The sequence below is a fragment of the Microbacterium aurantiacum genome, from assembly GCF_021654035.1.
Classification (GTDB): Bacteria; Actinomycetota; Actinomycetes; order Actinomycetales; family Microbacteriaceae; genus Microbacterium; species Microbacterium aurantiacum.
Map to the genome: position 1 here is coordinate 475,658 of NZ_JAJPDW010000002.1, position 26,718 is coordinate 502,375.

The following is a 26,718-nucleotide window of genomic DNA, read 5'->3' on the forward strand; positions in this document are numbered from 1 at the left end:
GGAATCCGCTAGACGATGCCGGCCGTGTTCAGGAGCGCGCCGATCGCGAAGGTCGCCGCGAGGGCGATCGCCCCGCCGATCACGACGCGCAGCGTGCCGCGCAGCGGCCGCGCCCCGCCGAGCTTGGCGCCGAGCGCTCCGGTCGCCGCCAGGGCGAGCATGACGAGGATGAACGTCACCGGGATCCGATAGGGCTCCGGCAAGAGGATGGTCAGGAACGGCAGGATGCCGCCGCTGACGAACGCGAGTGCCGACGCCATCGCCGCCCGCCACGGGCTCACCAGGTCGTCGGGATCGATGTGCAGCTCGGCGGCGAGGTGCGCCCGAAGCGCGTCGCGCTCGGTCAGCTCCACGGCCACCTGGCGCGCGGTCGCATCCGTCAGCCCCTGCGCGCGGTACAGCTCGGTGAGCTCCTCGAGCTCCTGCGCCGGCATCGTCCGCAGCTCTTCGCGTTCCTTCGCGATCAGGGCCTTCTCGCTGTCGCTCTGACTGCTGACCGACACGTACTCTCCGAGCGCCATCGAGATCGCCCCGCCGACGAGTGCCGCCGAGGATGCCGGGACGATCGCGGCGAGGTCGGGCGTCGCCGCGGCCACACCGACGGCGATCGCCGCGACCGACACGATGCCGTCGTTCGCGCCGAGAACGGCGGCCCGCAGCCAGTTCAACCGTCCCGCAATGCCCGCCCCGTGCGGCTCGTCCGCGTGCCCCGCCATGCGCTCAGGATAGACCCGCGGCGGTCGGCGCGGCATCCCCCGGGCGTCCGTCTCCCGCATCGGTCGTGAAGAACGCGGGACGAATCGACACTCGGGGGCCCGGAAACGCTCCGAACCCCCGAAATCTCCCGCGTCTCTCGAAGGAAAGACGGGGAAGTCGCGTGCGGCTGGCCGTGAAACCGCGGGGAGGAACCGACGAATTCGGCGTCTGAGACCGGGGTTTGGGCCTGATTCACCCCGGGGTTTCACCGCGGCGTCTCTGGCGGCGCCCCGTCAGCTGCCGTAACCGCCGACGTTGCCGTTGCGGCGCTGGTCGGTGGCCGGGTCGTAGTGCGGTTGTGGGGTGCTGGGCTCGGCGCCGCCGGAGCGCCGGGTGTCGTAGGTCTCGGTGGCCGGCCAGAAGAACTGCCGGATCCGGCTGATGAGCGACGGCCGGCGCGGGTCGGAAGACATGCCGCGAGAGTAACCCGGTGGGGCGCGCGGGGCCAGGGGCCGCCCACCGGACCACCGGACCACGCGGAGAAGAACGCGGTGCGAGCGGCCGTTTCGGGCCGTATGGCGGGGTGCCGGGGTCCGGATATCCCGCGTTCTCGACAGGAAACGACCGAGATGAACCCGCGACACCGGCCGCCGTGGAGTGCGGCCGGGGTCCCGCGCGCGGGGGCGGTCTCGGCCGGTCCGCGTGAAACGCCGGGGAGAAGTCGACGTCCCCGGCCACGACACGCCGCCGGCACGACCGAATCTCCCGCGCTTTCACCGCGTTGCGACTCCCGTCCGACCGGCCGACCCCCGGCATCCGGAGCATCGGTAGGGTGGAGCGCAACACGTGACACGGGGTGCCCCACGGGGCTGAGATGACACCCGTCGAACCTGATCTAGTTCGTACTAGCGAAGGGATGTCGCGCATGACGCGCACGCCACAGCACCTGCTCGAGTTCTCCGTCGATGCGTTGCAGGAGGTGCGGAGATCCGCGCCCCTCGTGCACTGCATCACCAACAGCGTGGTGGTGAACTTCACCGCGAATGCACTGCTCGCCCTCGGGGCGTCGGCCGCGATGGTCGACATCCCCGACGAGGCGGGGCCCTTCGCGGGCATCGCCTCGGGGCTGCTCGTGAACCTCGGGACCCCCACCGCCGAGCAGCGCACCGCGATGCGCGAGGCGGTGGCGTCGGCGACGGATGCCGGGACCCCGTGGGTCCTGGATCCGGTCGCCGTCGGTGCGCTTCCGGTCCGGACCCCGCTCGGGTTCGAGCTGCGGGATGCCGGGCCGACGATCATCCGGGGGAATGCGTCCGAGATCATCGCTGTCGGCGGTGCCGGTGCGGGCGGACGCGGTGTCGACGCCGACGACGACCTCGCCGCCGCCGAGCCGCACGCTCGGGCTCTCGCCCTCCGGACCGGCGGCATCGTCGCGGTCTCGGGGCCGGTCGACCTCGTGACCGACGGGCGGGAGAGCGTCCGGATCTCCAACGGGACCCCGCTCCTGACCCAGGTCACCGGCGGCGGCTGCGCGCTCGGCGCGGTCATGGCGGCTTTCGCGGCCGTGGACGACGACCGCCTCGCCACCACCGTCGCCGCGATCACGGTGTACACGGTCGCCGCGCAGCGCGCCGCGGCCCGGGCGAGCGGTCCCGGTAGCTTCGCGGTGGGATTCCTCGACGCGCTCGCCGAGATCGACGGCGACGCGCTGCGGCGCACGGCGGTCCTTGCGACGGACGCGACGGACGCGACGGACGCGACGGACGCGGCGTCATGACCCGCCTCGACCTCTCGGTCTACCTCGTCACCGACACGCGGCAGGCGACGGATGCCGGGCACGACCTCGTCGACCTCGCCGTCGCCGCCGCGCGAGGCGGTGTCACCGCGGTCCAGGTGCGGGAGAAGGATGCCGCGGCGGCGGGGTTCCTCGACACCGTCGTCCGTCTCGCCGAGGCATTGCCCGACGAGGTCGCGCTGCTCGTCAACGACCGCGTCGACGTGTATCTCGCCGCGCGCCGGGCGTTCCCGCGCGGGTTCGCCGACCGCGCCCACGGTGTGCACGTCGGACAGTCCGATCTGCCCACGCCGGTCGTCCGCGAGCTCATCGGCGCCGACGCCGTGCTCGGACTCAGCGCCGCGACTCCGGCGCAGCTCGCGGAGGCCGCCTCCAGCCCGGCGCGCATCGACTACGTCGGGATCGGCGCGCTCCACGTCACGCAGACGAAGAAGGATGCGCCCGCACCGCTCGGGCATGCGCGGTTCGCCGAACTCGCGGCATCCGTCGCGGTGCCGTCCGTCGCGATCGGGGGCGTGACCGTCGCCGATCTGCCGCGGCTGCGAGCCGCCGGGGCAGCCGGTGCCGCGGTGGTGTCGGCGGTGTGCGCGGCGGCGGATCCGGCATCCGCTGCCCGAGAGCTGCGACGCGCGTGGGAGGTCGGCAAGTGAGCGCGTCGCCGCGGGTCGCGCCGCGGGCCGTGCCGCGGGTGCTGAGCATCGCGGGGACGGACCCGACCGGGGGCGCAGGCGTCCACGCCGACCTGAAGAGCATCGCCGCGAACGGCGGCTACGGGATGGCAGTGGTCACCGCCCTCGTCGCGCAGAACACACGCGGGGTGCGCTCGGTGCATATGCCGCCCGTGGAATTCCTCACGCAGCAGCTGGATGCCGTCTCCGACGACGTCGCGATCGACGCGGTGAAGATCGGGATGCTCGGCACGGTCGAGGTCATCCGCGCGGTCGAGGAATGGCTGGGGCGCGTGACGCCGCCGGTGGTTGTGCTCGATCCGGTCATGATCGCGACGAGCGGTGATCGCCTGCTCGACCGGGCGGCGGAGGAGGCGCTGCGGACGCTCGTGGCGCGGGTGGACCTGGTGACGCCGAACATTCCGGAGCTGGCGATCCTCGCCGGGGAGCCGGTGGCGACGGGCTGGGACGACGTGATCGCGCAGGCCATGCGGGTCGCCGAGCGGCACGGCGTGCGGGTGCTCGCGAAGGGCGGCCACCTTGCGGGCGCCGGGGCGGGGGCGCGCGCCAGGGCGGGGGAGCGGATGCCGGATGCGCTCGTGCATCCGAACGGTGACGTGGTCGAGGTCGCGGGCGTCCGCATCGAGACGACGAACACCCACGGCACCGGATGCTCGCTGTCCGCCGCGCTCGCGACCCGTGTGGCGCAGACCGGCGACTGGGTGGCGGCGACCACGGAGAGCAAGCGATGGCTCGCGGAGAGCATCCGTCACGGCGCGGCGCTCGAGGTCGGCGGCGGGAACGGTCCGGTCAGTCACTTCGCAGGGCTGTGGGCCCGGGGCGGGCTGTCGACGCGGCCGACGCCCGAGGCCGTGCGGACGGCGTGGTGGGAGGAGATCGCGTCGGAGCGGGCGGCGATCGATGCGTTGCCGTTCGTCCGCGGGCTCGGTGACGGCACGCTCGCGCGGGAGGAATTCACGACCTACCTCGCGCAGGATGCGCTGTACCTCCGCGACTACGCGCGGGTGCTCGCCGAGGCCAGCAGACTCGCGCCCGACCAGGATGCGCAGGCGTTCTGGGCCCTCGGCGCGCACGGGGCGCTCGCCGCCGAGATGCAGCTCCACGAGAGCTGGCTGGCGGAGCCGGGCGGTGGCCGACGACCGGGTGCGGAGCGCGCGGATGCCGTCGCCCCGGCGCCCGTCACAGTCGCGTATCTCGACCATCTCCTCGCCGTCGCCGCGCGGGGAGACTACGCGGTACTGATCGCGGCGCTGCTGCCCTGCTTCTGGCTGTATCAGGATGTCGGAACCCGCCTGCATGCTCTCTCCCATGCCGAACACCCCTATCGCTCCTGGCTCGACACGTACGGTGACGCGGCGTTCGCGGCATCCACCGCCCGGGCGATCGAGATCGTGACGACGGCCGCGGCGACGGCGGACGAAGGAACGCGCGCGGCGATGCTCGAGGCGTTCCGGAGGTCGTCGCGCCACGAAGTCGCGTTCTTCGCCGACGCCGGGCAGGCTCCGGGCGCGGCCGGGTGAGTTCGCGGCGCGGCCGGCGGGCGGCATCCGTTGTGTCCTAGCGGATGTTAGCGGGAACGCTATGGGAACGGCGCGCTATCGTTACCAGCTTGTAACTGCGCTGATTCTGCGTTTTTCCTGACAATCGCTATGGTTGCTCGAACATAGACCTGCCCGAGGGTCGCTACACAACCACTCCCCAAGAGATACGGAACTCCCCATGAAGAAATCCCTCGCGGCTGTTGCAGTTGCCGGTGCCATCGTCTTGACCGGCGCCTCTGCGGCCCACGCCTACCCCGTCGACATCGAGTGCGTCGCCAACCCCACCACGGTTGCCCTCGGCGGCTCGACCACCATCTCCTGCACCGGCCTGAACGACGACTTCGACGCCACGTTCAGCGTCACCGGCCCCGGAGTGCAGCAGGGCGTGACCCTCACCTCCGTCGCCGCTTCCGCCGCGACCGGAACGGCATCCGTCACCAAGCCCGTCGTCGGCGGCGCGACCTCCGCGACCTTCACCCCGCCGACCGCGGCCGACTACGCGATCACCGTCACCCAGGGTGACGAATCGTTCGGCACCTTCACCGACACAGTCACCGTCACCGTCGTCGAGGGCTCCGCATCCGGCGGCACCGGCTCGACCGGCGGCCTGCCCGCCACCGGTGGCGACGTCCCCGGTGCAGCCCTGTGGCTCGGCGTCGGCGCGCTCGGCGTCGGCGGTATCGCGGTTGCGGCCGCGGCGGCGCGTCGCCGCGCATCGCGCGCCTGATCTCGCTGAATCCGCGCACTCCGCGGTGACAACGCTCACGAAAGACGGCCGGGTGGCCTACACCCGGCCGTCTTTCGCGCTTGCCGTAGCGGCGGGGGCGTGGCTCGTCACCGCGGGGCTCTTGCTGTGGACCGACGACGGTGCGGGCGCGGACGGAACGGGCCCCGGCTGGTTCTGGATGCTCGGCGAACTCGAACGCCAGCTTCTCGCGCTCGCCTTCGTCGCGGTCCCGCTCACCGCGGGTGCCCTGGTCGCCGCACGGTGGGCGGGGCGCGGCGCGATCGGACGGGTGCTCGGCATCCGTCCGTGGCGGTGGAGTGACGCCCTCGCGGGCGTGGCGATCGCGCTCGTGGTGCGCGCCGCCGTCGAGGTGGTCGAGCCGACGACCGGGACCCTGGGTGGACCGTTCGGTGCCCCGCCCGGCGTCGTTGCGGTCAGCGTGCTGGGGGCGGTGGTGGTGTCGCCCGTCGTGGAGGAGGTGTTCTTCCGCGGGGTGATGCTGCGGGCCCTCATCGATGCGCTCGGCCGACGGGGGCGCGCGCTCGCCGCCGTCATCGCGGTGGCTGTGTCGACCGCGGCGTTCGTGGTGCTGCACCTGGTCACGCTCGGGCCGTTCGCGCCCGCGGGCCTTCTGGTCGGGACGATCGGGATCGGAGTCGGATGCGGGGTGCTCGCGGTGGTCACCGGACGCATCGGTGGCGCCCTCGTCGCGCACGTCGTCTTCAACGCCCTCGGCATCCTTCTCATCGTTCTCTAACCGTTTTCGTGTGTTTTGTCCCCCGAAAGGCCTACAGACGTCGGCTGTGACGCCTGCGTAGGCTGGAGCTCGAGAGTACGGACCCCAGCCTGCTCTTCATGTCCGTCCCAGATCGTCGCTTCGGGTGCGACTCGTATCATCCGGACGGACAGCGGCCCGCGGCCCCCCACCGCGGGCCGCTTCATTTTTGCCCGAGGGCGGCGCCCGCCGGCTGATCCGGCCCCGTGCCGCGCCGGCGCCGGGCGTCCGATCCGGCGCCCTGCCGTGCCGAACTCCTCAATCCCGGGGTGTCGGGGGCGCTTCCGAGGGGTTGGGCGGGCTCAGCCGACGTTTCTGAGGAGTTCGGCCCGGCTGGTCGCGGGCCCCGGCTCATCCGATCCGGCTGCGCCGTTCCCGAGCTCGACGGTTGTGGTGCGCGGTCCCGGGCGCCGTCACCCCGCTGGCCCGTGCCGAACTCCTCCATCCCGGCGTGTTGGGGGCACTTCCCAGGGCTCTCGAGCGCGCCACCGCCGCATTTCGAGGAGTTCGGCCCGCGCTGCCCGCGTTGCCCGCGTTGCCCGCGTTGCCCGCGTTGCCCGCGCTGACGGCCACGCGGAGCCCCGCGGGCAGCGCGCACGTCACCGGTCTCGGCGACGGACCATGCCGCCTATCAGGATGCCGACGATGACCGCCGCCGCGAGCCAGAGCGCGATCGCGGCGGTGATGACGATGACTGTGGAGACGACGTCGTCCATCACAGATCCCCCTCCCCAGGGGTATCCAGCGGGAGGATCGGGCATCCTCCGTGCAAGAACTGTACGCCCGGACGGCCGGCCCGCGGTGCGGGAATCGATCCGATATCGACCTCCGTGCGTACCGAACTCCTCCTATTCGGAGCGAAACGGGACGCGTAGGCGCGCTGCGGCGCCGGGATGCCCGGATCTGAGGAGTTCGGCCCGGGCTGATGCCGGTACCTCACCTCGCCCCGCCCCGCTACTCCTCGTGTCCGCCGGACGCAAGGGTGCGGCATCCGTCGATGGCGCGGGAGAGGATCGACGCATGAGCTCTTCCACCCGCGCCACTTCCGGAACCGACGCGCGGCGGAGGGGATGGTGGGCGCGGGTGACCGAGTCGATCGAGTCGCGGCTGTGGCCGGTGCCGTTCACCATCGTCGTGCTGGCGGTCCTGCTCGGCATCGTGATGCCGCAGCTCGACATCGCCGTCGACGAGTCGTTGCCCGACACCGTCGATTCGCTCGTCTTCAACGGCGGAGCCGAGACCGCCCGCACCGTCCTGTCGTCGATCGCGGGATCGCTCATCACCGTCACCTCGCTGACGTTCTCCCTCACCGTCGTGGCGCTGCAGCTGGCGAGCAGCCAGGCTTCCCCCCGCGTGCTGCGCTTGTTCGCCCGCGACCGGCAGGTGCACTGGACGCTCGCCGCCTTCCTCGGCACCTTCGCGTACTCGCTCACCGTCCTGCGCTCGGTGCGATCCGATACCGAGCAGATCCCCGAGTTCGTCCCGCGGATCGCGGTCACCCTCGCCTTCGTGCTGACGCTCGTGAGCGTCTGCACCCTCGTGTTCTTCCTCGCGCATCTGGCGGCGCAGCTGCGGGTGGAGACGATGCTCAAGGACATCCACGCCGAGACCGACCGCACGATCGATCGCGTGTCGGCACGCAACCGTGCGGCGTCGGCGGCGCGTGAGCCCGGCATCCGTCCCGATGAGATGCACGTCACCAAATCGACGTCGAGCGGCTTCATCACCAGTCACGACCACGCGCGTCTGGTCGAGATCGCGAGCGAGCACGGGCTCGTCATCGAGGAACGCGCCCGCGTGGGGGCGAACATCGTGGCGGGGATGCCGCTTTCGGCATGGTGGGATGTCGAGCCGCAGCCGAATCGAGGTTCTGAGCGCCGGGCGGGGGAGCGTCAGGCCGAGATCGACGAGGCGATCCGCGCGGCGTACGGAGTCGGCTACGAGCGGACTGCCGCCGAGGACATCGACTACGGGGTCCAGCAGATCCTCGACATCGGACTGAGGGCACTATCGCCGGGGGTGAACGACCCGACGACGGCCGTGCACGCGCTCGGCCACCTCAGCGCCATCACGACCCGCATCGTCGACATGCCGGCGTTCCCGCGCGTGCTCACGGGGGATGACGGTTCGCCGCGCGTGGTGACGATCGCCCCCGGTGCGGCCGAGCAGGTCGACGCCGCGCTCAGCCCGATGCGGCACTACGGGGCTGAGCATCCGGCCGTGGCTGCGCGGTTCGTGCAGGCGGTCGACGAGATCGCCACGCTCAGCACGGATGCCGCGGTGCGCGCCGCGCTCACCCGCCAACTCGATGCCCTCGCTGCGCAGATCGGGCCCGGATCGGGCTCGGATCCCGCATCGACGGAGCGCGGGCTGTCTGCGATCGCCGCGGTCCGGGCGCGGCACGGGCTGTGACCTGCGGCAGGGCGCGTGAGCCGGTCAGTCACGGATCCGAGGCGAGCCGAACTCCTCCTTTTCGACAGTGAGGGGGCCGGAGAACCGGTTTTCGGCAGTTTTCGGTCCGGATCGGAGGATTTCGGTACACGCCACTCGGCGCACCCGCGGTCGTCGCGGCGGACGGCGTCGCGTCCGTCTCCCCGCATTCGCCGGCCGGCCACGGCGTCGAGGCGAGCCGAACTCCTCCTCTTCGGCGGTCAGCGGGCCAGAAGACCGGGTCTTGGGGCTATTGCGTTCGGATCAGAGGAGTTCGGCACGGCGTGCGGAGGACACCGGCGCCGCGTACAAGGCTGACGACCGGAAGGGAGGAAGGGGATGGGACCGCAGATTCCCCGGGGGATGGCCGCCTTCGCGGTGCAGGCGGTGCCCGCGGTGCCCGCGGTGCAGGCGCTGGCCGGAGCGTCGGCCGAGTCGATCGAGGACCTCGCCGCCTCCTCGCGTGCCGCGCAGTACCTCCTCATGGCGGCGTCGTCGCTGAGCGGGACGGCGCCGGAGGGTGACGCGCTTGATGCGCCCGCCGTCGCCCCGGCTGCTGCGCGCGTGACGCGACCCCCGACGGACCCGATCGACCTCGCGGCTGCCGCGGCGCTGTACGCGGAGGTCACCACCACCGGCGACCCGACCACTCTCGCCCGTCTGCTCGCCGGACGCCTCCGCGCCGCCACCCCCGTCGAAGCCGCGGCGGCGTCCGTGGCGCTGCACGCGATGATGCCCGATCACCCCGGGGCGGTGGCCGCGCTGGCACGGCTCGTCCGTTCCGCGGATCCGCTCGCCCGAGCGATCGCCCAGACCGTCGCCCCCGCGGCACCACCCGCCCCCGGGACACCCGCCCCCACGGCCGCACCCACGCCACCGGCCCCACCGGCCCCCACCCGCTCGCGTGCCGCGGTCAGCACCACGGTCCACGGCACGTTCGCGATGCTCGGCGACACCGGCTCCCGCTGGTACATCCCGGGCGCACCGCTCCACGACCACCTCGAGGCCCGCGTCGGCCGAAACCTCTACGATGGCCCCGGCTTCTTCACCTGGTCAGGGCAGTATTCCGATTCTGCGCGCCGCGCCGCCGGCGACGCGCTCGTCGCGTGGACGTCCGCCGCAACGGATGCCGACACCCTCGACGTCGTCTACGCCCACAGCCACGGAGGGACGGTCGCGCTGAACGCGGCATCCGTCGGCCAACGCATCCGGGTGCTGGTCTTGATTCACGCACCGGCGGTCGAACGGATGCCGGGGCAGTGGGCGACGATCCGTCGCGCCGTCGATCGGGTCATCGTCCTGCGCACCCGATTCGACCTCGTCGTCCTCGCCGACACGCTCGCGAGCCGCCTCCGCCCGCCCCGGTCGCGGACGACCTTCGCGCAGACCGACCTGCCGCACGAGCTCGTCGATCCGACGCCGTCCCAGGTCGATGCGCCGATCGACCTCTTCTCGCACGACTACTTCCTGCGCGTTCCGACCTGGGAGCGCGAGCGCCTCGCGGACCTGGTCCGACGTCAGTCGAGTAGCTCGGCGTAGCGCCCGATCACGGGCCACGCGCCCTCGGACGTGTTGGCCAGGATCGACACCGTCACGCGCGTCGCGGGGTCGAACCGGGACCGGCCCGAGACTCCGGCGTCGTATCCCTCGAGCAGGATGCCGGGCCCGTCGAGGTCGAGCCAGAACCCCGCGCCGTACCGCAGGTCTTCGTCGTCGACGGTCTCGCGCGGACGGACGAGGTCGTGCACGGCATCCGTCGGCAGCAGCGTGCCGTCCGTGAGCGCCCGCCAGAACCGGCTCAGGTCGGCGGCGGTCGTGTAGACGCCGCCGTCGCCGCTGCCGCGGACGGGCAGGTGCAGCACGTTGGTGCGGTCGTCTTCGTCGTCGAACAGGTAGCCCCGCGCGGCGTCGCCGGGGAGGTTGTCCATGCGGAGGTAGCCGGTGCGCGTCATCCCGGCGGGGGCGAACACGCGCTCGGCGACCAGATCATGGAACGGGACGCCGCTCGCCCGTTCGGCGATGAGGGCGAGCACGACGTATCCGCTGTTGTTGTACGCGAACGTCGTGCCGGGGGAGGAGACCTGCGGGCGCCCGTCGAGCACCGCGAGGAACGCCTCGGTGGTGTCGAGGCGGTGCGTCGGCACGTCCAGGACGTAGTCGGTGATCTCGCCGTCGCCGGACTCGTCGAGGTAGTCGCCGATCCCCGACGTGTGTGCGAGCAGCTGCTCGACGGTGACGGCGGCGTCGATGAGGGGCAGATCGTCGCGGAGGATGCCGCGCACCGTCGTGTCGGCGGCGAGCACGCCGTCGCGGATCAGGGCGCGCACCGCGACGGCGGTGAACCCCTTGGCGATGCTGGCGACGCCGAACCGCGTGTCGACGGTGTTGACGACGCCGTATGCGCGGTCGGCGAATCCGTAGGCACGCGCGCCGACGAGGTCGCCGTCGACGTCGACTGAGACGACGCCGTCGAAGCCGGAACCGCGCGCGGCGTCGTCGAGGGTGGCGAGCAGCGTCGGGAAATCTGTGGTGGCCATCGTCCGACCCTATCCAGAAAGGGTTTTCCGATTCCGGGGCGCCGGACGGGACGTACCGAACTCCTCCGATCCGGGTCGGGAGGCGCCGCTAGGCGCCCTCCCGGCCCGGATCGCCGCGTTCTTGAGGAGTTAGGTACGCCGCCCGACCCGCAGACGGTCGCCGGGCCGCGGCCGGCCCGACCCGCACACGCCCGCCGGGCCGCGCCCGCCCGCCCGCCTCGACGCGGTTTGGCCCGCACCCCGGGATGCCGTAAGGTTGACCTTTGGTGTGCGGCTCAGCTGACCCGGCACCACGAACGTGAGCCCTCCACTGGTTTTCTTCCCCACCGGAAGGACCCCGGAGTGGGATTCACGAACCTCTCCGTTCGATCAAGAAAGCAGCACTATTGTGACGCGCACCTACACCCCGAAGACTGGTGAAATCCAGCGCGAGTGGCTGGTCATCGACGCGAACGACGTCGTCCTCGGACGTCTCGCCTCGCAGGCGGCCGCTCTCCTCCGCGGGAAGCACAAGCCGACCTTCGCTCCCCACGTCGACACCGGCGACTTCGTCGTCATCATCAACGCCGACAAGGTGGCCCTGACCGGCCAGAAGCTCGAGCAGAAGAAGGCCTACCGCCACTCGGGCTACCCGGGCGGCCTGACGTCGGTCACCTACTCCGAGCTCCTCGAGAAGAACCCCGTCCGCGCCGTGGAGAAGGCCGTCCGCGGCATGCTCCCCAAGAACAGCCTGGGTCGCCAGCAGCTGTCGAAGCTCAAGGTCTACGTCGGTGCCGAGCACCCGCACGCGGCTCAGCAGCCCAAGACGTACACCCTCGACCAGGTCGCCCAGTAAGCGCCGCACAGACAAGGACATACTCGTGGCGAACATCGAAGAATCCACCAACTTCTCGACCGAGACCCCGGCCGACGAGACCGCCGTCGCGACCGAGCGCCCCGTGCTCTCGGTTCCCGGTGCGGCCGTCGGTCGCCGTAAGCAGGCCATCGCGCGCGTGCGCCTGGTCCCCGGCACCGGCACCATCACCATCAACGGCCGCTCGTTCGAGGACTACTTCCCGAACAAGCTCCACCAGCAGCTGGTCACCGACCCGTTCACGGTCCTGAACCTCACGGGCGCGTACGACGTCATCGCGCGCATCCACGGCGGTGGCCCCTCCGGCCAGGCCGGTGCGCTGCGTCTCGGCATCGCCCGCTCGCTGAACGGGATCGACGAAGAGAACAACCGCCCGACGCTGAAGAAGGCCGGCTTCCTGTCGCGCGACGCGCGCGTCAAGGAGCGCAAGAAGGCCGGACTCAAGAAGGCCCGTAAGGCGCCTCAGTACTCGAAGCGCTGATCACGCGGGTTCCGATGCCTCTCTTCGGCACGGACGGTGTGCGTGGCCTCGCCAACGGCGAGGTCCTCACCGCCGAACTCGCACTCACCCTGGCCCAGGCGACCGCGGTCGTCCTGGGCCAGGGGCGTACGGCCGAGGCGCGCCGGGCAGCCGGCAAGCGCCTCACGGCCGTGGTCGCGCGCGACCCGCGCATCTCGGGACACTTCCTGAGCGCCGCGGTCGAAGCGGGCCTCGCCTCGTCCGGCGTCGACGTGCTCGAAGCCGGAACGCTCCCGACCCCGGCCGCGGCCTTCCTCGTCGGTGACGTCGACGCCGACTTCGGCGTGATGATCTCCGCATCCCACAACCCCGCCGCCGACAACGGCATCAAGATCTTCGCGCGCGGGGGAGTGAAGCTCCCGGATGTCGTCGAGAAGCGCATCGAAGAGGCGCTGACCCAGCCGAAGCTCCAGCCGACCGGCGCCGCCGTCGGCCGCATCCGTCGTTTCGCCGACGCCGAGGACCGCTACGTCGTCCACCTGCTCGGATCGCTCCCGAACACCCTCGAGGGCCTGCACGTCGTGCTCGACTGCGCGCACGGTGCGGCATCGGGGGTGTCGCCGGAGACGTTCCGCGACGCCGGAGCCGAGGTCACGGTCATCGGCGCCGACCCCGACGGCCTCAACATCAACGACGGCGTCGGATCGACCCACCTCGACCAGCTCGCCCGCGCGGTCGTCGACGCCGGTGCCGACCTCGGCATCGCGCACGACGGCGACGCCGACCGGTGCCTCGCGGTGGACGCCGAGGGGCGCATCGTCGACGGCGACCAGATCATGGCGATCCTCGCGGTCGCCCTCAAGGACCGCGGACGCCTCGTCGACGACACGCTCGTCACGACCGTCATGAGCAACCTGGGTCTGCATCGCGCGATGGCCGAGCGCGGCATCCGCGTCGAGACGACGGCCGTCGGCGACAGGTACGTCCTCGAGCGCATGAACGAGGGCGGCTTCTCGCTCGGCGGCGAGCAGTCGGGTCACGTCATCATGAGCGACTTCGCCACGACCGGCGACGGGCTCCTCACGGGTCTGCACCTGGCGGCCGAGATGGTGCGGCAGGGGAAGACCCTCGCCGAGCTCGCCTCCGTCATGACGGTGTACCCGCAGGTGCTCATCAACGTCTCGGGCGTCGATCGGACGCGCGTCGCGGATGACCCGGGAGTGACGGATGCCGTCGCCGCCGCCATCGCCCAACTCGGCGATGCGGGGCGCGTGCTGCTGCGTCCGTCCGGCACCGAGCCGCTCGTGCGCGTGATGGTCGAGGCCGCGTCCGAGGACGACGCGAAACGGCACGCGGAGACCCTCGCCGCGGTCGTGCGCGAGCGCCTCGCCCTCTGACGGACCGAGTCCCATCCGTTCACTCGTCGCCTCTTGCGGGTGTCGCGCTCCGCGACCCGCAAGAGGCGACAAGCGAACTGTGCTCGGCGGCGCCTTCGCGCGGTCAGCGGCTCAGCACCCCCTCGTGCTCGGGGGCGCCGGCGCGCGAGACCGGGATCTCCTCGCTCAGGCCCGCCACGAGCGCCCAGAACGCCGTCGCGACGAGCGACCAGGGCACGTCCTCGCCGTCGAGTCCCGGGCCGCGCAGGTCGTCCGAGAACGACTCCGAGCCGATCAGGGCGCGGCTGACGAGCCCCTCGACGACGGATGCCCCGGCGGTGACCAGCTGGCGATAGGTCACGCCCGGGCGCGGACGGCGGTGGACCACGGCGAAGATCTGCTCGTAGAACCGCGCCATGCGCTCGAGGAAGACGGTGTCGGTCTGCTGCAGCGTCTCGCGGACCACCTGACGCCGCTCCTCGGGGAGGCTGTTCACCGAGACCGACAGGGCCATGTAGCTCTTCCACTCGGGTGAGGCCATGGTGTCGTGGAAGTTCCGCACGAGGGCCACGCGCACCGCCTCACGGAGCACGACGGTGCCGCCGGCGGGGTCGGGTCGGCCCGCGGCATCCGTCAATCGATGGGCGTTCTCGATGAGGATCCGCCGCACCTCCTCCACGGATCCGTCCGAGACGATCGACAGCGCGCCGCCGTCGACGAGGCGGGGGCGCAGAGTGTCGACCATGAGGTCGGCCATCAGCTGCTCCTTGCCGCCGAACGCGGCGAACGCGGATCTGCGCGGCACCCCCACGCGGCGGATGAGCTCCTCCATGTTGAGGTGGTGCAGGCCGACGGTGAGACCGTCGTCGCCGAGCATGTCGTGAGCGGCGGCGAGGACGCGGGTGCGCAGTTCCTCGCGGCTCATACGTGGTGGGCGTTCGGCGCGGGCGGGCCGGTCGGTGGTGGGCGTGCGGGGTGCGCGGGGGGACGCGGAAGAGACCATTCGGTGGATTCGATTCGGGTGCGTGGAACGTCGGGCGAGGGCGTTCCGCGGGGGTTTCGGGTCGCCCGCGGTACGAGAACCGTAACCCGACGTCATGTATGTATGGACTGTGAATCCAAAGTCTTGAACCGGGGCGGTTCTTCGTCTAGTCTCGTCTCTGCCGATGTTTGCTGTCTACGCGGTCGAATTCGACGCGTAGGCCTGGGGGTGAGTATTCGGCCGCGTTGCTGACCCGGCGTGATGACCGGGGGGCCATCGCGCCGGGTCGGCTCTTTCTGTGCGAGCGCGACCGGTGTGCCGGTCGGCGGGTCAGCCGGCGACCGGCGAAACCAGGTAGGTCAGGCTCGGCGACGTGCTGGTGTCGCCCTCCTCCGGCAGGATCGCGGACAGCGACACCCGCCACTCGGGCCCCGCGAGGATCCAGATCTTCATCTGCCCCATGTCGGTCTCGCCCTCCATGACATAGCCGTCGGCGACGAGCTGATCCTTGATCCGCTCGCCCTCCGCGGCATCGGCCACCTCGAAGGTCGCCTGGTAGCCGCCCTCGGCGGCCATGGAGAACATCGGGCTGCCGTCCGGAACCGGGATCTCGGCGGGCCACCCCTCGGGGAGCGACGCGCCTCCGCCGGTGTTGACTTCGATGTCGGACCCGGTCTGCTCCTCGATGATGCGCTCCACACCGTCCTGGATCCCGCCCTGCACGAGCTGGTCGATGGGGTTGGTGCATCCGGCGAGGACGAGAACGGATGCCGCCGCCGCCGTCGCGGCGACGAGGAGACGCGCGGGGCGGGGGCGGGCGACGGAACGGGCGAGCGGGTCGGGTGATCGCATGAGGGCTCCTGATTCGGCGGGGTGCGGCGAGGTGCGGCGAGGTTCGGCGCCATGGCAGCCTCGCCGTTGAGGAGCATTGTGGCACCCGGGTGATACCTCGCGGCAGGCCTTCGTCCCGCCGGACCTGAGCGCCGGCACAAGATTTCCGCAGGTCGGCGCCGCACCATTGCCCCGAGGTGCCCGGGTCACCTACTCTCAACGAGCCGTGAGTCGCGCCCGACCCCCGATGTGGAGTCCCGGGCACGCAGGGGAGTAAGACTCATGAGCGGCTGGTCCGGTGTTCTCTGGGGAGTGGATGCCGGGCCAGCCCCCGTCGCGGCATCCGTCTGCGCGGAATCAGACCGCCTCGGTCATGCCGTCCACGAGCGCCATCAGGGCGACCGCGGACAGGTGCCACTGCACCTCGGCGCCGCCGATGCCGGGGAGGGCCACCCACTCCGCGGCGAGCGGCTGCCCGAAGGCCGGACCCGTCGCCACACCCTCGAGCGTCGAGGAGGCCGCGCTGACGAAGTGCGTGATCGACAGGCCGGGCCGCATCCGCACGCCGAAGCGCTCGAACGTCGCCTCGTAGGCGCGCGACATCGTGTCGAGATAGATGTCCTGGATCGTCCCGAGGCGTGCGCGGAGCTCGTCCCGTTCGGCCTCCGGGAAGCTGTCCAGCGACATCGACAGCGCGCGGAACGTCCGCCACCGCGGAGCGCGCACGAGGGTCTCGTGCATCGGCGGGAGCGCGCGTCGCACACTCTCCCGCAGCAGGGCGCGCCGGCCCGCGGCATCCGTCATCAGCGTCTCGTGCTCGGCGACGACGGCGTCGGCACTCCCGGTCAAAAGGGCCGCGAACCGCATGGCCAGGGGGCTCGAGGGGGAGAGGAGGCGCAGGGCGAGCTGGAAGAAAAGGTTCTCCTTGCTGCCGAACGCGTGGAACGCGGAGCTGCGCGGAACCCCCACCTGGCGGATGAGGTCCTCCATGTTCAGCGGGTAGGCATTGACGCCGAGGCCTCGGCCGTCGAGCATCCGCTCGGCTTCGGCGAGGAGCCGCTCGCGCAGCTCCTCCTGCGGGATGCGTGCGGCGCGGGGACGGCCCGAGGCTGCGGCCGGCGTCGACTCAGCCATCGGTGGGGCGGGACGAAGAAGAAGTGGGCATGCGGTCCTCTGGTGGATTGTGTCTCGATGGAACCGTGGGCGGAGTCGTCACGCGGATGACCCATCCTAAGACCATCCGCCCGCGCGCATCAGGGGGTGGTGACGGCGACGGTCGTGTGGTGCGGGAGACGCCGAGGCCCCTGCGTTCAGGTGTTGAGGTCGCGGATCAGGATGCCGGGTGCCACGACAGCGACTCGATGTACCGCAGCAGCACCCCTTCGCGCAGCGCCCAGGGTGAGGTCTCGAGCTCGTCGATGTCGAGTGCCTTCATGGCCTGATGCAGCACCACCGCGCCGGCAACGATCTGGAACGTGCGATCGGCGGTGATTCCGGGGAGTTGCTGCCGCGCCTCGGCGGGGATGCGCGCGAGGCGCGGAATCCATGCCTTCAGTTCTTTACGCGGCAGCACCATGCGCTCGATGCCCGACCAGCCGGGCATCGGGACGCCGGCGAGCTTCGCGAGCGAGCGGATCGCCTTCGACGATCCCACGACGTGATCCGGTCGCGGGTGGTCGCGGAGCATGTCGACGACCGGCTCGAGGGTGGCCGCGGCATGCTCGCGCAGACGCTGGATGTCGTCCATATCGGGCGGGTCGGACGGCAGGAACTCCACGGTCATGCGCCCCGCGCCGAGCGGGACCGATATCGCGGCATCCGGGAGTTCATCCGCCCCCGCGGCGATCTCGAGCGACCCGCCGCCGATGTCGAACAGGAGGATCTGCCCCGCCGACCATCCGAACCAGCGGCGGACGGCGAGGAACGTGTACCGCGCCTCGGTCTCGCCGCCGAGCACCTGGAGGGGCTGACCGAGCGCGGCCTCGATGCGCGCGATGACCTCGACGCCGTTGGCGGCTTCCCGCACGGCGCTGGTGGCGGTGGCGAGGAGCTCGTCCACCCCCTCTTTCGTCGCGGTGGCGCGGGCCTCGGCGACCGCGCGCTCGAGGGCGGCGACCCCCTCCTCGACGATCTCGCCGTCCGGACCGAGGTACCGCATCAGGCGCAGGACCGTCCGCTGACTGGTCGTGGCGAGCGGCCGTCCGCCGGGCCGGACGTCGGCGACGAGCAGATGGACGGTGTTCGAGCCGATGTCGAGGACTCCCAGGCGCACGCGCTTCAGCGTAGTGGGCGCGGCATCCGTCGCCGGTCCGGTGCCGGGGGCCGGGGGTCGGGGGCCGTCGTGATCCGGCATCCTTAGCCGCGCGACTACGATGGGCGCGATGTCGACAGAAGACGCGCTCGCGAGCGCCCCCGCGCCCACGGCGCTGTCGCTGTACCGCGAGATCGCCCGGGACGACTGGGCGCGGCTGGCCGCGGGGATGGCGCAGCCGCTGTCCGAGACCGAGCTCCTCCAGATCCGGGGCCTCGGCGACCGCCTCGACCTCGACGAGGTCAAGCACGTCTACCTGCCGCTGAGTCGCCTGCTCTCGCTCTACGCCGAGACGACGAAGCGACTCGGCGCCGACACGTCCGAGTTCCTGCGCGAGCCCGATTCGACCACGCCGTTCGTCGTGGGCGTCGCCGGGTCGGTGGCGGTCGGGAAGTCCACGATCGCGCGCCTCCTTCGCGAGCTCATGAGCCGGTGGCCGGGAACCCCGCGGGTCGCCCTGGTCACCACCGACGGGTTCCTCTACCCGAACGAGGAGCTCGAACGGCGCGGGCTGATGTCGCGCAAGGGCTTCCCCGAGTCGTACGACCGGCGCGCGCTGGTCTCCTTCCTCACCGACGTCAAGAGCGGGGCCGACGAGGTGCGTGCGCCGTTCTATTCGCACATGCAGTACGACATCGTGCCGAACGCCTCCATCACGGTGCGTCGGCCGGACGTCGTCATCGTCGAGGGGCTCAACGTGCTCCAGCCGCCGCCCGCCCCGAACGACGTCGCCGTCAGCGAGCTGTTCGACTTCTCGGTGTACGTCGACGCCGATCCCGCCCACATCGCCCAGTGGTACGTGGAGCGCTTCATGAAGCTGCGCAGCGGCGCGTTCGCGAACCCCAACTCGTACTTCAACGTCTACGCCGAGCTCGACGACGCCGAGGCCGAATCCACGGCCCTGGGGTTCTGGAACTCGATCAACCTGCCGAACCTCGTCGAGAACGTCCTGCCGACCCGGCATCGCGCGTCGCTGGTGCTGCAGAAGGCCGCCGACCACACCGTCGAGCGGGTGCTGCTCCGCAAGCTCTGACCCCGCCGGGGCGTACCGAACTCCTCCGATCTGCGCGCGATGCGCCGGTATCGGCCGGTTTCGGGGCTGCGCGCGCCGGATCGGAGGAGTTACGCACGGGGTACCCGGGCCACGCGCGCGGGCATGCGGCAAGCTCCCACCCGGGTCAGATCTAGGATTGTCCCCATGTGCGGAATCGTCGGTTACGTGGGCCCGCGGCCCAGCCAGTCCATCCTCCTCGCGGGTCTGTCGCGCCTGGAGTACCGGGGGTACGACTCCGCCGGCATCGCCGTCATCGATGACCAGGGCGACCTCGGCATGCGGAAGAAGGCCGGCAAGCTCGCCGTCCTCCGCGACGACCTCGAGTCCCACCCGCTGCCCGCCGGCACGACCGGCATCGGCCACACGCGCTGGGCCACCCACGGCGGCCCCACCGACGCCAACGCCCACCCCCACCTCGCCGACGACGACAAGCTCGCCGTCATCCACAACGGCATCGTCGAGAACTACGCCCCCCTGAAGGAGGAGCTCCTCGAAGAGGGCCACACCTTCCTCAGTGAGACCGACACCGAGGTGGCCGCCGCGCTCCTCGCCCGCGAGTACCGCGCCCACGACGGCGACCTCGAGGCCGCCTTCCGCGCGACCGTCGGGCGTCTCGAAGGAGCCTTCACCCTCCTCGCCGTCCACACCGACCACCCCGGCCTCGTCGTCGGCGCGCGCCGCAACTCTCCGCTCGTGATCGGCCTCGGCGAGGGCGAGAACTTCCTCGGATCGGATGTCGCGGCCTTCGTCGAGCACACCCGCAACGCCCTCGCGATCGGCCAGGACCAGATCGTCGCGATCACTCCCGAGGGCGTGACCGTGACCGACTTCGCAGGCGACGCCGTCGAGGTCGAGCCGTTCGAGGTGACGTGGGACGCCTCTGCCGCCGAGAAGGGCGGCTGGTCGAGCTTCATGGCCAAGGAGGTCTCCGAGGAGCCCGAGGCCGTCGCGAACACGCTGCGCGGCCGCATCCGTGACGGCGCCGTGGCGATCACCGAGCTCGACGGGCTCGACGACCTCTTCCGCGGGATCTCACGCATCGTCATCATCGCCGCCGGAACCGCCGCCTATGCCGGCATGGTCGGCAAGTACGCCCTCGAAGAGTGGGCGCGCGTGCCGGTCGACGTCGACCTCGCTCACGAGTTCCACTACCGCAACCCCGTCATCGGTCCGGACACCCTCGTCATCTCCATCAGCCAGTCCGGCGAGACGATGGACACCCTCATGGCGGTCAAGTACGCCCGGGAGCGCGGCGCGAAGACGCTGTCGATCTGCAACACGCAGGGCGCGACGATCCCGCGCGAGTCCGACGCGATCGTCTACACGCACGCCGGACCCGAGGTCGCCGTCGCCTCGACGAAAGCCTTCGTCGCGCAGATCACCGCGCTGAACCTCCTCGCCCTCCACATCGCCACGGTGCGCGGCGAGCTCTCCGCCGATCAGGTCGCGGAGCAGGTCGCCGAGCTCGAGCAGATCCCCGCGAAGATCCAGCACATCCTCGACGACGAGCAGCCGCACATCGAGCAGTTCGCGCACTGGATGGCCGACACCCGCTCGGTGCTCTTCCTCGGTCGCCACGTCGGGTACCCGATCGCCCTCGAGGGTGCGCTGAAGCTCAAGGAGATCTCGTACATCCACGCCGAGGGCTTCGCCGCGGGCGAGCTCAAGCACGGACCGATCGCGCTCATCGAGCCCGGCCAGCCCGTCTTCGTCGTCGTGCCGTCGCCGCGCGAGTCGCCGGTGCTGCACTCGAAGGTCGTGTCGAACATCCGCGAGATCCACGCCCGTGGCGCCCGTGTCATCGCGGTGGCGGAGGAAGGGGATGCCGCGGTCCTGCCGATCTCGGACGAGGTCCTGCGCATCCCGCTGACCGGCGCCATCACGCAGTCGCTGCTCACCGTCGTGCCGCTCCACATCTTCGCGATGGGACTGGCCACGGCCAAGGGCCTGGACGTCGACCAGCCGCGCAACCTCGCCAAGTCCGTCACCGTCGAGTAACGCGCGGTCCCCGCGTTTCACCGTCCGCCGCGCCGAACCGGCACCGCGGTCACGCGTCGAAAACGCGGGATGACACGCGGCCGTCGGCCCCGGCGGCCGGCCCAGAGGCTCGGATCTCCCGCGTTTTCGACACGCGAGCCGGCGGACGCGGCGTTGGGGAGGCCGCGCACGTGACGTTGGCGGGGCGTTCACCGGCGGTTCACCGCGCCGACCGCTCCCGGTGGACGGGATCCCTAGCGTGACGGGAACCCCCCACACGAAAGCGATTCATGTCACGCCTGCGTTCCCGCTCCGCCCGCTCGATCCTGTCCGTCACTCTCGCCCCGGCCCTCGTCCTCGGCCTCGTCGGGCTCTCCGTCCCGGCAGGCGCGGCCGCGGCCGAACCGGCCGCCCTTCCCGACCTCCTCGTCACCGAGATCGTCGGCGACAACGTCGGCTACGACGACTACGAGTTCTTCGAGGTGCACAACTCCTCGGACCGGACGATCGACCTCGACGCCGAGGGTGTGGGCTTCTCGTACATCTTCGGCGACACCGACGACCGCGGTTCCGACGTCCGCCTCACCGTGCCGGCGGGCACCACGATCGACTCCGGCGAGACCACCGTCTTCTGGGTCAGCTACTCCACGACCACCGTCGACAGCTTCGCCCGCTCGGTCGACGACTTCCGCGCGCACTTCGCCGCCACCCAGCCGGATGCCGCGTACGACGTCGTGCGCGTCGAGGGCCAGGCGGGTATCGCCAACGGCGGCAATCGCGGCATCCGCATCGCCTCGACGGATGCCGAGATCAGCCGCTCCTTCGTCCCCTCCGGCGGGTTCGCGACCGACATGGGCACGACCTTCCGCGCCCCCGCGTCCGGCACGAGCGCCGCGGTCCTGCAGGCCCTCGCGGCGCCGACCCCCGGCATCCTGAACGACGGCACGCTCACCCCGCCCGCCCCCGAAGAGCCCGAGGAGCCCGTCGCCGAGCCGCTCGTCGTCCGCGACCTCCTCGTCACCGAGTTCGCGCCCAACAACGTCGGCACCGACGCCTACGAGTACGTCGAGATCGTCAACACCACCGCGCGCGACATCGACCTGACGGATGCCGGGGTCCGCGTCGTCTACGACTACCTCACCGCAGAGAAGGACCTCGCCTACCCCGCCGGCGCCGTGGTCCCCGCGGGGGGAGTGGCGGTCCTGTGGCTGCAGTACTCCCCGAACACCGACGGTCTCACCGACGAGGACTTCCGCGCCTTCTACTCCTCGGAGGTCTCCTACACCGTCATCCCGATCACCGGTCAGGCCGGCTTCGCCAACAGCGCCGAGCGCGGCATCCGTCTCCAGGCCGGCGACACCGTCCTGAGCGAGGCGCGCTACCTCGCGGCCCAGGTCGGCAACGGCCTCGGCGTCGACTACCGCCTGCCCTCCGACGGCGCGTCCACCGCCATGGCGACCCTCCGCGAGCTCGCCCCCGCGACCCCGGGCATCGTCGACCCCGAGGCGCTGGTCCCGGCCCCGATCGTCCGCGACCCCGATCCGGACCTCGTCACGGCGCCCCTGCAGATCACCGAGGTCGCGCCCGACACCGCGAACATCGCCGGCGCCGACGCGTACGAGTTCATCGAGGTCTACAACGCCACGACCGAGGCGATCGACTTCCGCGACTACAGCCTGAAGTACCTGTATCCGCTCGAGGACCTCACGAACTCCAACGCGGTGCTGTGGCCCGCGACGAACCGGAACGCCGTCATCCCCTCCGGCGGGACGATCGTCTTCTGGATCAAGAACGGCGCGAACGACGCCCTGACCGCCGCCGACTTCAACACCCACTTCGGCAGCACCCTCATCGCCGACGAGTCGCTCTTCGAGATCGCCTCCGGCGGCATGGCCAACGGCTCGCCCCGGGGCCTCGAGATCGTCACCAACACCGGCTTCAGCGTCAACCGCGCCTACTACAACCTCGGCGGCGTCGACGACACGGCCGCCGACCAGCCGGTGCAGTACGCGGCCGGACGCGACGACCTCACCATCCAGACGAAGCTCGGCACCGCCGCCGCAACGCCCGGCGCCGTCTACGCCGAACAGGTCGAGCCCGGCCTCATGGTCGCCCCCGCCGACTCCACGGCGCCGACCGTCACCGACACCACGGCCGCCGAGATCGCGCCCGGTGCGGACTTCCCGATCGTCCACACCATCACCGACGACACGCAGGTGCGGACGGTCACGCTCGAGGTGAAGAGCAACCTCGACGAGGCGCCGATCCGCTTCGACCTCCTCGCCGAGCGCGACGGGCAGACCTACCGCTACGTCATCCCCGCGGTCGATCTGACCGGCAAGGCGTGGTTCGAGTACCGCGTCATCGCGCGGGACGGCCGCAACCAGACCGAGGGCGAGACCACACGCGTCGCCGTCGCCGGCGTCGACACCTCCCCGGTGCGTCTGCAGCTCGAGGACGGCCAGTGGCTCGCCGGACAGGTGGACGTCGCCGCCGGCGGCACCACCTACCCGACCGACCTCCGCCTCTCGATCGACGGCACCGAGGTCGCGGCCGATCCGCGCATCGAGCTCCCCGCCGTGTTCGCGTTCGAGGCGAGCGGCACCGACAACCTCTTCCGCAACGGCGTGCTCATCGGCGACGACATCCTGCACATCTTCGAGCGCGGCACCTACGCGAACTGGGAGACGATCTCGGTCGAGGTCCCCGTGTCGTACCTGGAAGGCGACGAGGTCACGATCGGGGTGTGGGCGGGCACGAAGGCCAAGCCCGGCATCGACCTGAACGAGAACAACGACGACTTCTCGATCCGCGGCGTCCGCCTGATCCTGCCCGACGGTCGCACGCTGACCCCCGCCGGATACGACGACCCCACCCGCATCCTGCCGATGGGTGACAGCACGGGGCGCCTCGACAACTTCGACGGCACCTTCACGATCCCCGCGGACGCGCGCACCGCGGTCGGCTACACGTGGGACACCACGACCGTCGCCGACGGCCCGCACCGCGTGGCTGCGGCATCCGGTGAGAACACGGTCGAGGTCGGCGTGAACGTCGACAACACCGCGCCCGAGATCACCACCGATCTCGAGGAGGGCCGCCTCTACCAGGGCGAGTTCGTCATCGACGGTCAGGCGACGGATGCCGGAGCCGGCGTCACCGCGCTCTCCGCCACCCTCGACGGGCGCGCGATCGAGTTGCCGTACCTGACCGGGTCCCTCTCACTCGGCGACGGCGACCACACGGTGCTGTTCCGGGCGACGGATGCCGCGGGCAACGTCGCCGAACGCACCGTCGTGTTCGCGACCCCGGTCGAGGAGCCCGGCAACGAGCTCCTCTCGCCGGAGGACGGGGCCGTCTTCACCGAGGACGACGAGATCGACCTCGCCGCCCGCGCGACCGACCCGACCGGCGACGTGTTGGACGTGGCGTTCCGCGAGGCGTATCGTCCCGCGATCGGCGAAGGCATCCAGGCCTTCACCGGCGAGACCGGCACGGCGCTGTCGACCGACCGCACGGCCGCACGCGCGCTGACCACCGAGGAGGCCGCGCAGATCGGCCGCTGGGACGAGGATGCCGCGACCCAGACGTCGGACACCGCGTTCCCGTACCAGCTGTTCGAGGTGGAGGTCCCGGCCGAGTCCGGCGATGACGCCCGCGTGCGCGTGCGCTGGGACGGCTCGGCCAACGCCGACGCGAAGGTGCTCCTGTACGTCCTCGGCACCGACGGCGCGTGGCACGAGTTCGACCGCGCGCTGACCACCGGCGGTGCGCCCACCGCGTTCACGCTGGAAGCGATGGTGCCGGTCGCCGGCCACGTCGCCGACGGGATCGTGACCGTGCTCGTGCAGCACTCGGAGGGCTTCGCCGGGGAGAACCTCTCCGCGCGCGACAGCGCGATCGAGCCGAACCACCCGGAGGACACCCCGCGGTCGGAGTACGACTTCACCTTCGCGTGGGAGTCCGACACGCAGTACTACAACGAGACCTTCTACCACCACCAGCTCGCCATGCACGAGTACCTGCTGGCGGAACGGGCCGACCTGAACCTGCAGTACCTCTTCCACACCGGCGACGTCGTCAACGTCGCCGAAGACCTGGCGCAGTGGGAGCGGGCCGACCCGGCCTACGCCATGCTCGACCAGGCGGGACTGCCCTACGGCGTCCTCGCCGGCAACCACGACGTGGGCGCGTTCGACGCGAACTACGACAACTACAGCCGGTACTTCGGGGCGGCGCGGTTCCAGGACAACCCCTGGTGGGGCGGCGACTACCTCGACAACCGCGGACACTACGACCTCATCACCGCGGGCGGCATCGACTTCCTCATGCTGTACATGGGCTGGGGACCGGCGGATGCCGAGATCGACTGGATGAACGAGATCATCGCGCAGTACCCCGAGCGCACGGTCATGCTGAACCTGCACGAGTACATGCTGACCACCGGCGGACTCGGGCCCATGCCGCAGCGGATCCTCGAGGAGGTCGTCGCGCCGAATCCCAACGTCCGGACGGTGTTCTCCGGCCACTATCACGACGCCTTCACGCGCATCGACACGTTCGACGACGACGGTGACGGCATCGAGGAGCGCGAGGTCTACCAGATCCTCTTCGACTACCAGGGGCTCGCCGAGGGAGGCATGGGCTACCTCCGTCTGATGCACTTCGACAACGCGGGGCAGCAGGTCATCTCGCGCACCTACAGCCCGTCACTCGCCGACTACAACGCCGACGACCCGACCCTGGAGCTCGAGCACCAGGAGTTCTCGATGCCCTATGCGGGGCTCGGCATCCAGCCGATGCAGAAGGTGCTCGCAACCGACGCGTTCCGAGCCGACATCCTGACCTCGACGCCGATCGCGGAGCTCGCCGACGTCGAGAGCGGTGCGGACGTCACCGCCTCGTGGCAGCCGGGTCTCGGCACGCACGGGTGGTACCTCACCTCGGTCGACCCGTACGGGGCGACGGCGGATTCGGAAGTGCGGACGCTGATCGTCGAGGCGGCCGAAGGGCCGGGTGACGGCGAGGGCCCTGGTGACGGTGAGGGGCCCGGTGACGGTGAGGGGCCCGGTGACGGCGAGGGACCCGGCGACGGCGAGGCCGGCGACGGACGTCCGCAGACCCCGTCGGTGCCGGTCGCGCTCGACGACATCGACCCGGCTCTCGAGGGCGCCATCACGGTGCCGGATGCCGTCCGCATCGGCGACCCGTTCACCGTCCGCATGGATGCTGCGCTCGCCGGGACCTGGGTCCAGCTGTGGCTGCACTCCGACCCGGTCGCGCTCGGGACGTGGACCCAGGTCGGCGCCGACGGCACCGTCTGGGCCGTGGTCCCGGCCGGTACCGCCACCGGTGCGCACACGCTCGTGGTGCAGACCGCGGACGGCGTCCTCGGCTGGGCGGGCCTGGAGGTCCTCCCCGCCGCCGGCGGGGCCCCGATCGACCCGGTCGACCCGCCCGTGACCGGCGCGCCGGCCGACTCCGGGAACGCCGCCGGGCCGGGGGCGCTCCCCGCCACCGGCACCGACGGGCTCGCGCTCGGGCTCGCCGCGGGCGGCGCGCTCCTGCTCCTCGCCCTGGGGGCGCTGCTGGTCATCCGCCGCCGCGCCGCCTGAGGCGGACACCCCGGAGGCCGGCACCGCGGTCTCGCGTCGAAAACGCGGGACGACACGCGGTCGCCGGCC

The 26,718-nt window shown here is 71.3% G+C and carries 20 protein-coding genes and 1 riboswitch; of the genes, 13 read left to right on the forward strand and 7 right to left on the reverse strand.

Annotation, left to right across the window (positions count from 1 at the left end; translation table 11 throughout):
- Positions 1-8: 8 nt before the first annotated feature.
- Both LTL01_RS07725 and LTL01_RS07730 read right to left on the reverse strand, forming a co-directional pair.
- A complete protein-coding gene (locus LTL01_RS07725; protein ID WP_053548566.1) occupies positions 9-716 on the reverse strand; it encodes a VIT1/CCC1 transporter family protein in 708 nt (235 codons plus the stop codon).
- A 273-nt stretch (positions 717-989) separates the two neighbouring features.
- Positions 990-1,169, reverse strand: a complete 180-nt coding sequence (locus tag LTL01_RS07730; RefSeq protein ID WP_236968080.1) for a hypothetical protein — start codon at positions 1,167-1,169, stop codon at positions 990-992.
- Between the two features lie 369 nt (positions 1,170-1,538).
- Positions 1,539-1,630: riboswitch (TPP riboswitch) on the forward strand.
- Here LTL01_RS07730 and thiM point away from each other — a divergent pair.
- From thiM to LTL01_RS07765, 7 genes are all read left to right on the forward strand, one after another.
- The gene (gene thiM, locus LTL01_RS07735; RefSeq protein WP_236968081.1) at positions 1,622-2,473 is read left to right on the forward strand and encodes a hydroxyethylthiazole kinase; all 852 of its coding nucleotides are present in this window, start codon (positions 1,622-1,624) and stop codon (positions 2,471-2,473) included. (Overlaps the previous riboswitch by 9 nt.)
- Positions 2,470-3,141, forward strand: a complete 672-nt coding sequence (gene thiE, locus LTL01_RS07740; protein ID WP_236968082.1) for a thiamine phosphate synthase — start codon at positions 2,470-2,472, stop codon at positions 3,139-3,141. The genes thiM and thiE overlap by 4 nt, the downstream gene beginning before the upstream one ends.
- Positions 3,138-4,700, forward strand: a complete 1,563-nt coding sequence (locus LTL01_RS07745; protein WP_236968083.1) for a bifunctional hydroxymethylpyrimidine kinase/phosphomethylpyrimidine kinase — start codon at positions 3,138-3,140, stop codon at positions 4,698-4,700. Before thiE ends, LTL01_RS07745 begins: the two co-directional genes overlap by 4 nt.
- Before the next feature lie 199 nt (positions 4,701-4,899).
- A complete protein-coding gene (locus tag LTL01_RS07750; RefSeq protein WP_236968084.1) occupies positions 4,900-5,448 on the forward strand; it encodes a hypothetical protein in 549 nt (182 codons plus the stop codon).
- 52 nt (positions 5,449-5,500) lie between these two features.
- The gene (locus LTL01_RS07755; protein WP_236968085.1) at positions 5,501-6,205 is read left to right on the forward strand and encodes a CPBP family glutamic-type intramembrane protease; all 705 of its coding nucleotides are present in this window, start codon (positions 5,501-5,503) and stop codon (positions 6,203-6,205) included.
- Between the two features lie 1,038 nt (positions 6,206-7,243).
- Positions 7,244-8,635, forward strand: coding sequence for a DUF2254 domain-containing protein (locus tag LTL01_RS07760; protein ID WP_236968086.1), 1,392 nt, complete (start codon positions 7,244-7,246; stop codon positions 8,633-8,635).
- Between the two features lie 357 nt (positions 8,636-8,992).
- Positions 8,993-10,192: a glycosyltransferase family protein gene (locus LTL01_RS07765; protein ID WP_236968087.1), complete on the forward strand. Its 1,200-nt coding sequence runs from the start codon at positions 8,993-8,995 to the stop codon at positions 10,190-10,192.
- Here LTL01_RS07765 and LTL01_RS07770 read toward each other — a convergent pair.
- On the reverse strand, positions 10,171-11,190 hold the full coding sequence (locus tag LTL01_RS07770) for a serine hydrolase domain-containing protein (protein WP_236968088.1): 1,020 nt from the start codon (positions 11,188-11,190) through the stop codon (positions 10,171-10,173). The genes LTL01_RS07765 and LTL01_RS07770 overlap by 22 nt on opposite strands.
- A 388-nt stretch (positions 11,191-11,578) precedes the next feature.
- On the opposite strand from LTL01_RS07770, the gene rplM reads away from it, so the two are divergent.
- From rplM to glmM, 3 genes are read left to right on the forward strand one after another with little or no spacing between them, the layout of a single operon-like run.
- The gene (rplM, locus tag LTL01_RS07775) at positions 11,579-12,025 is read left to right on the forward strand and encodes a 50S ribosomal protein L13 (RefSeq protein ID WP_236968089.1); all 447 of its coding nucleotides are present in this window, start codon (positions 11,579-11,581) and stop codon (positions 12,023-12,025) included.
- A 25-nt stretch (positions 12,026-12,050) separates the two neighbouring features.
- The gene (gene rpsI, locus LTL01_RS07780; protein WP_064319293.1) at positions 12,051-12,524 is read left to right on the forward strand and encodes a 30S ribosomal protein S9; all 474 of its coding nucleotides are present in this window, start codon (positions 12,051-12,053) and stop codon (positions 12,522-12,524) included.
- 14 nt (positions 12,525-12,538) lie between these two features.
- A complete protein-coding gene (glmM, locus tag LTL01_RS07785; protein WP_236968090.1) occupies positions 12,539-13,900 on the forward strand; it encodes a phosphoglucosamine mutase in 1,362 nt (453 codons plus the stop codon).
- 103 nt (positions 13,901-14,003) lie between these two features.
- Here the strand turns inward: glmM and LTL01_RS07790 are convergent, their stop codons facing one another.
- The 4 genes from LTL01_RS07790 to LTL01_RS07805 form a co-directional block, all read right to left on the reverse strand.
- Positions 14,004-14,882 (reverse strand): TetR/AcrR family transcriptional regulator, encoded by an 879-nt coding sequence (locus LTL01_RS07790; protein WP_236968091.1) that lies wholly within the window; start codon positions 14,880-14,882, stop codon positions 14,004-14,006.
- 309 nt (positions 14,883-15,191) lie between these two features.
- Positions 15,192-15,713 carry a hypothetical protein gene (locus LTL01_RS07795; protein WP_236968092.1) on the reverse strand — a complete coding sequence of 174 codons (522 nt, stop codon included), beginning with the start codon at positions 15,711-15,713 and terminating at the stop codon, positions 15,192-15,194.
- 336 nt (positions 15,714-16,049) lie between these two features.
- A complete protein-coding gene (locus LTL01_RS07800) occupies positions 16,050-16,826 on the reverse strand; it encodes a TetR/AcrR family transcriptional regulator (protein ID WP_236968093.1) in 777 nt (258 codons plus the stop codon).
- A gap of 196 nt (positions 16,827-17,022) precedes the next feature.
- On the reverse strand, positions 17,023-17,964 hold the full coding sequence (locus tag LTL01_RS07805; RefSeq protein ID WP_236968195.1) for a Ppx/GppA phosphatase family protein: 942 nt from the start codon (positions 17,962-17,964) through the stop codon (positions 17,023-17,025).
- Between the two features lie 109 nt (positions 17,965-18,073).
- On the opposite strand from LTL01_RS07805, the gene coaA reads away from it, so the two are divergent.
- The 3 genes from coaA (at position 18,074) to LTL01_RS07820 (ending at position 26,649) form a co-directional block, all read left to right on the forward strand.
- A complete protein-coding gene (gene coaA / locus LTL01_RS07810) occupies positions 18,074-19,036 on the forward strand; it encodes a type I pantothenate kinase (protein ID WP_372461315.1) in 963 nt (320 codons plus the stop codon).
- 165 nt (positions 19,037-19,201) lie between these two features.
- Positions 19,202-21,055, forward strand: coding sequence for a glutamine--fructose-6-phosphate transaminase (isomerizing) (gene glmS, locus LTL01_RS07815; RefSeq protein ID WP_236968095.1), 1,854 nt, complete (start codon positions 19,202-19,204; stop codon positions 21,053-21,055).
- A gap of 269 nt (positions 21,056-21,324) precedes the next feature.
- Positions 21,325-26,649 (forward strand): metallophosphoesterase, encoded by a 5,325-nt coding sequence (locus LTL01_RS07820; protein ID WP_236968096.1) that lies wholly within the window; start codon positions 21,325-21,327, stop codon positions 26,647-26,649.
- The last annotated feature ends 69 nt before the right edge of the window (positions 26,650-26,718 follow it).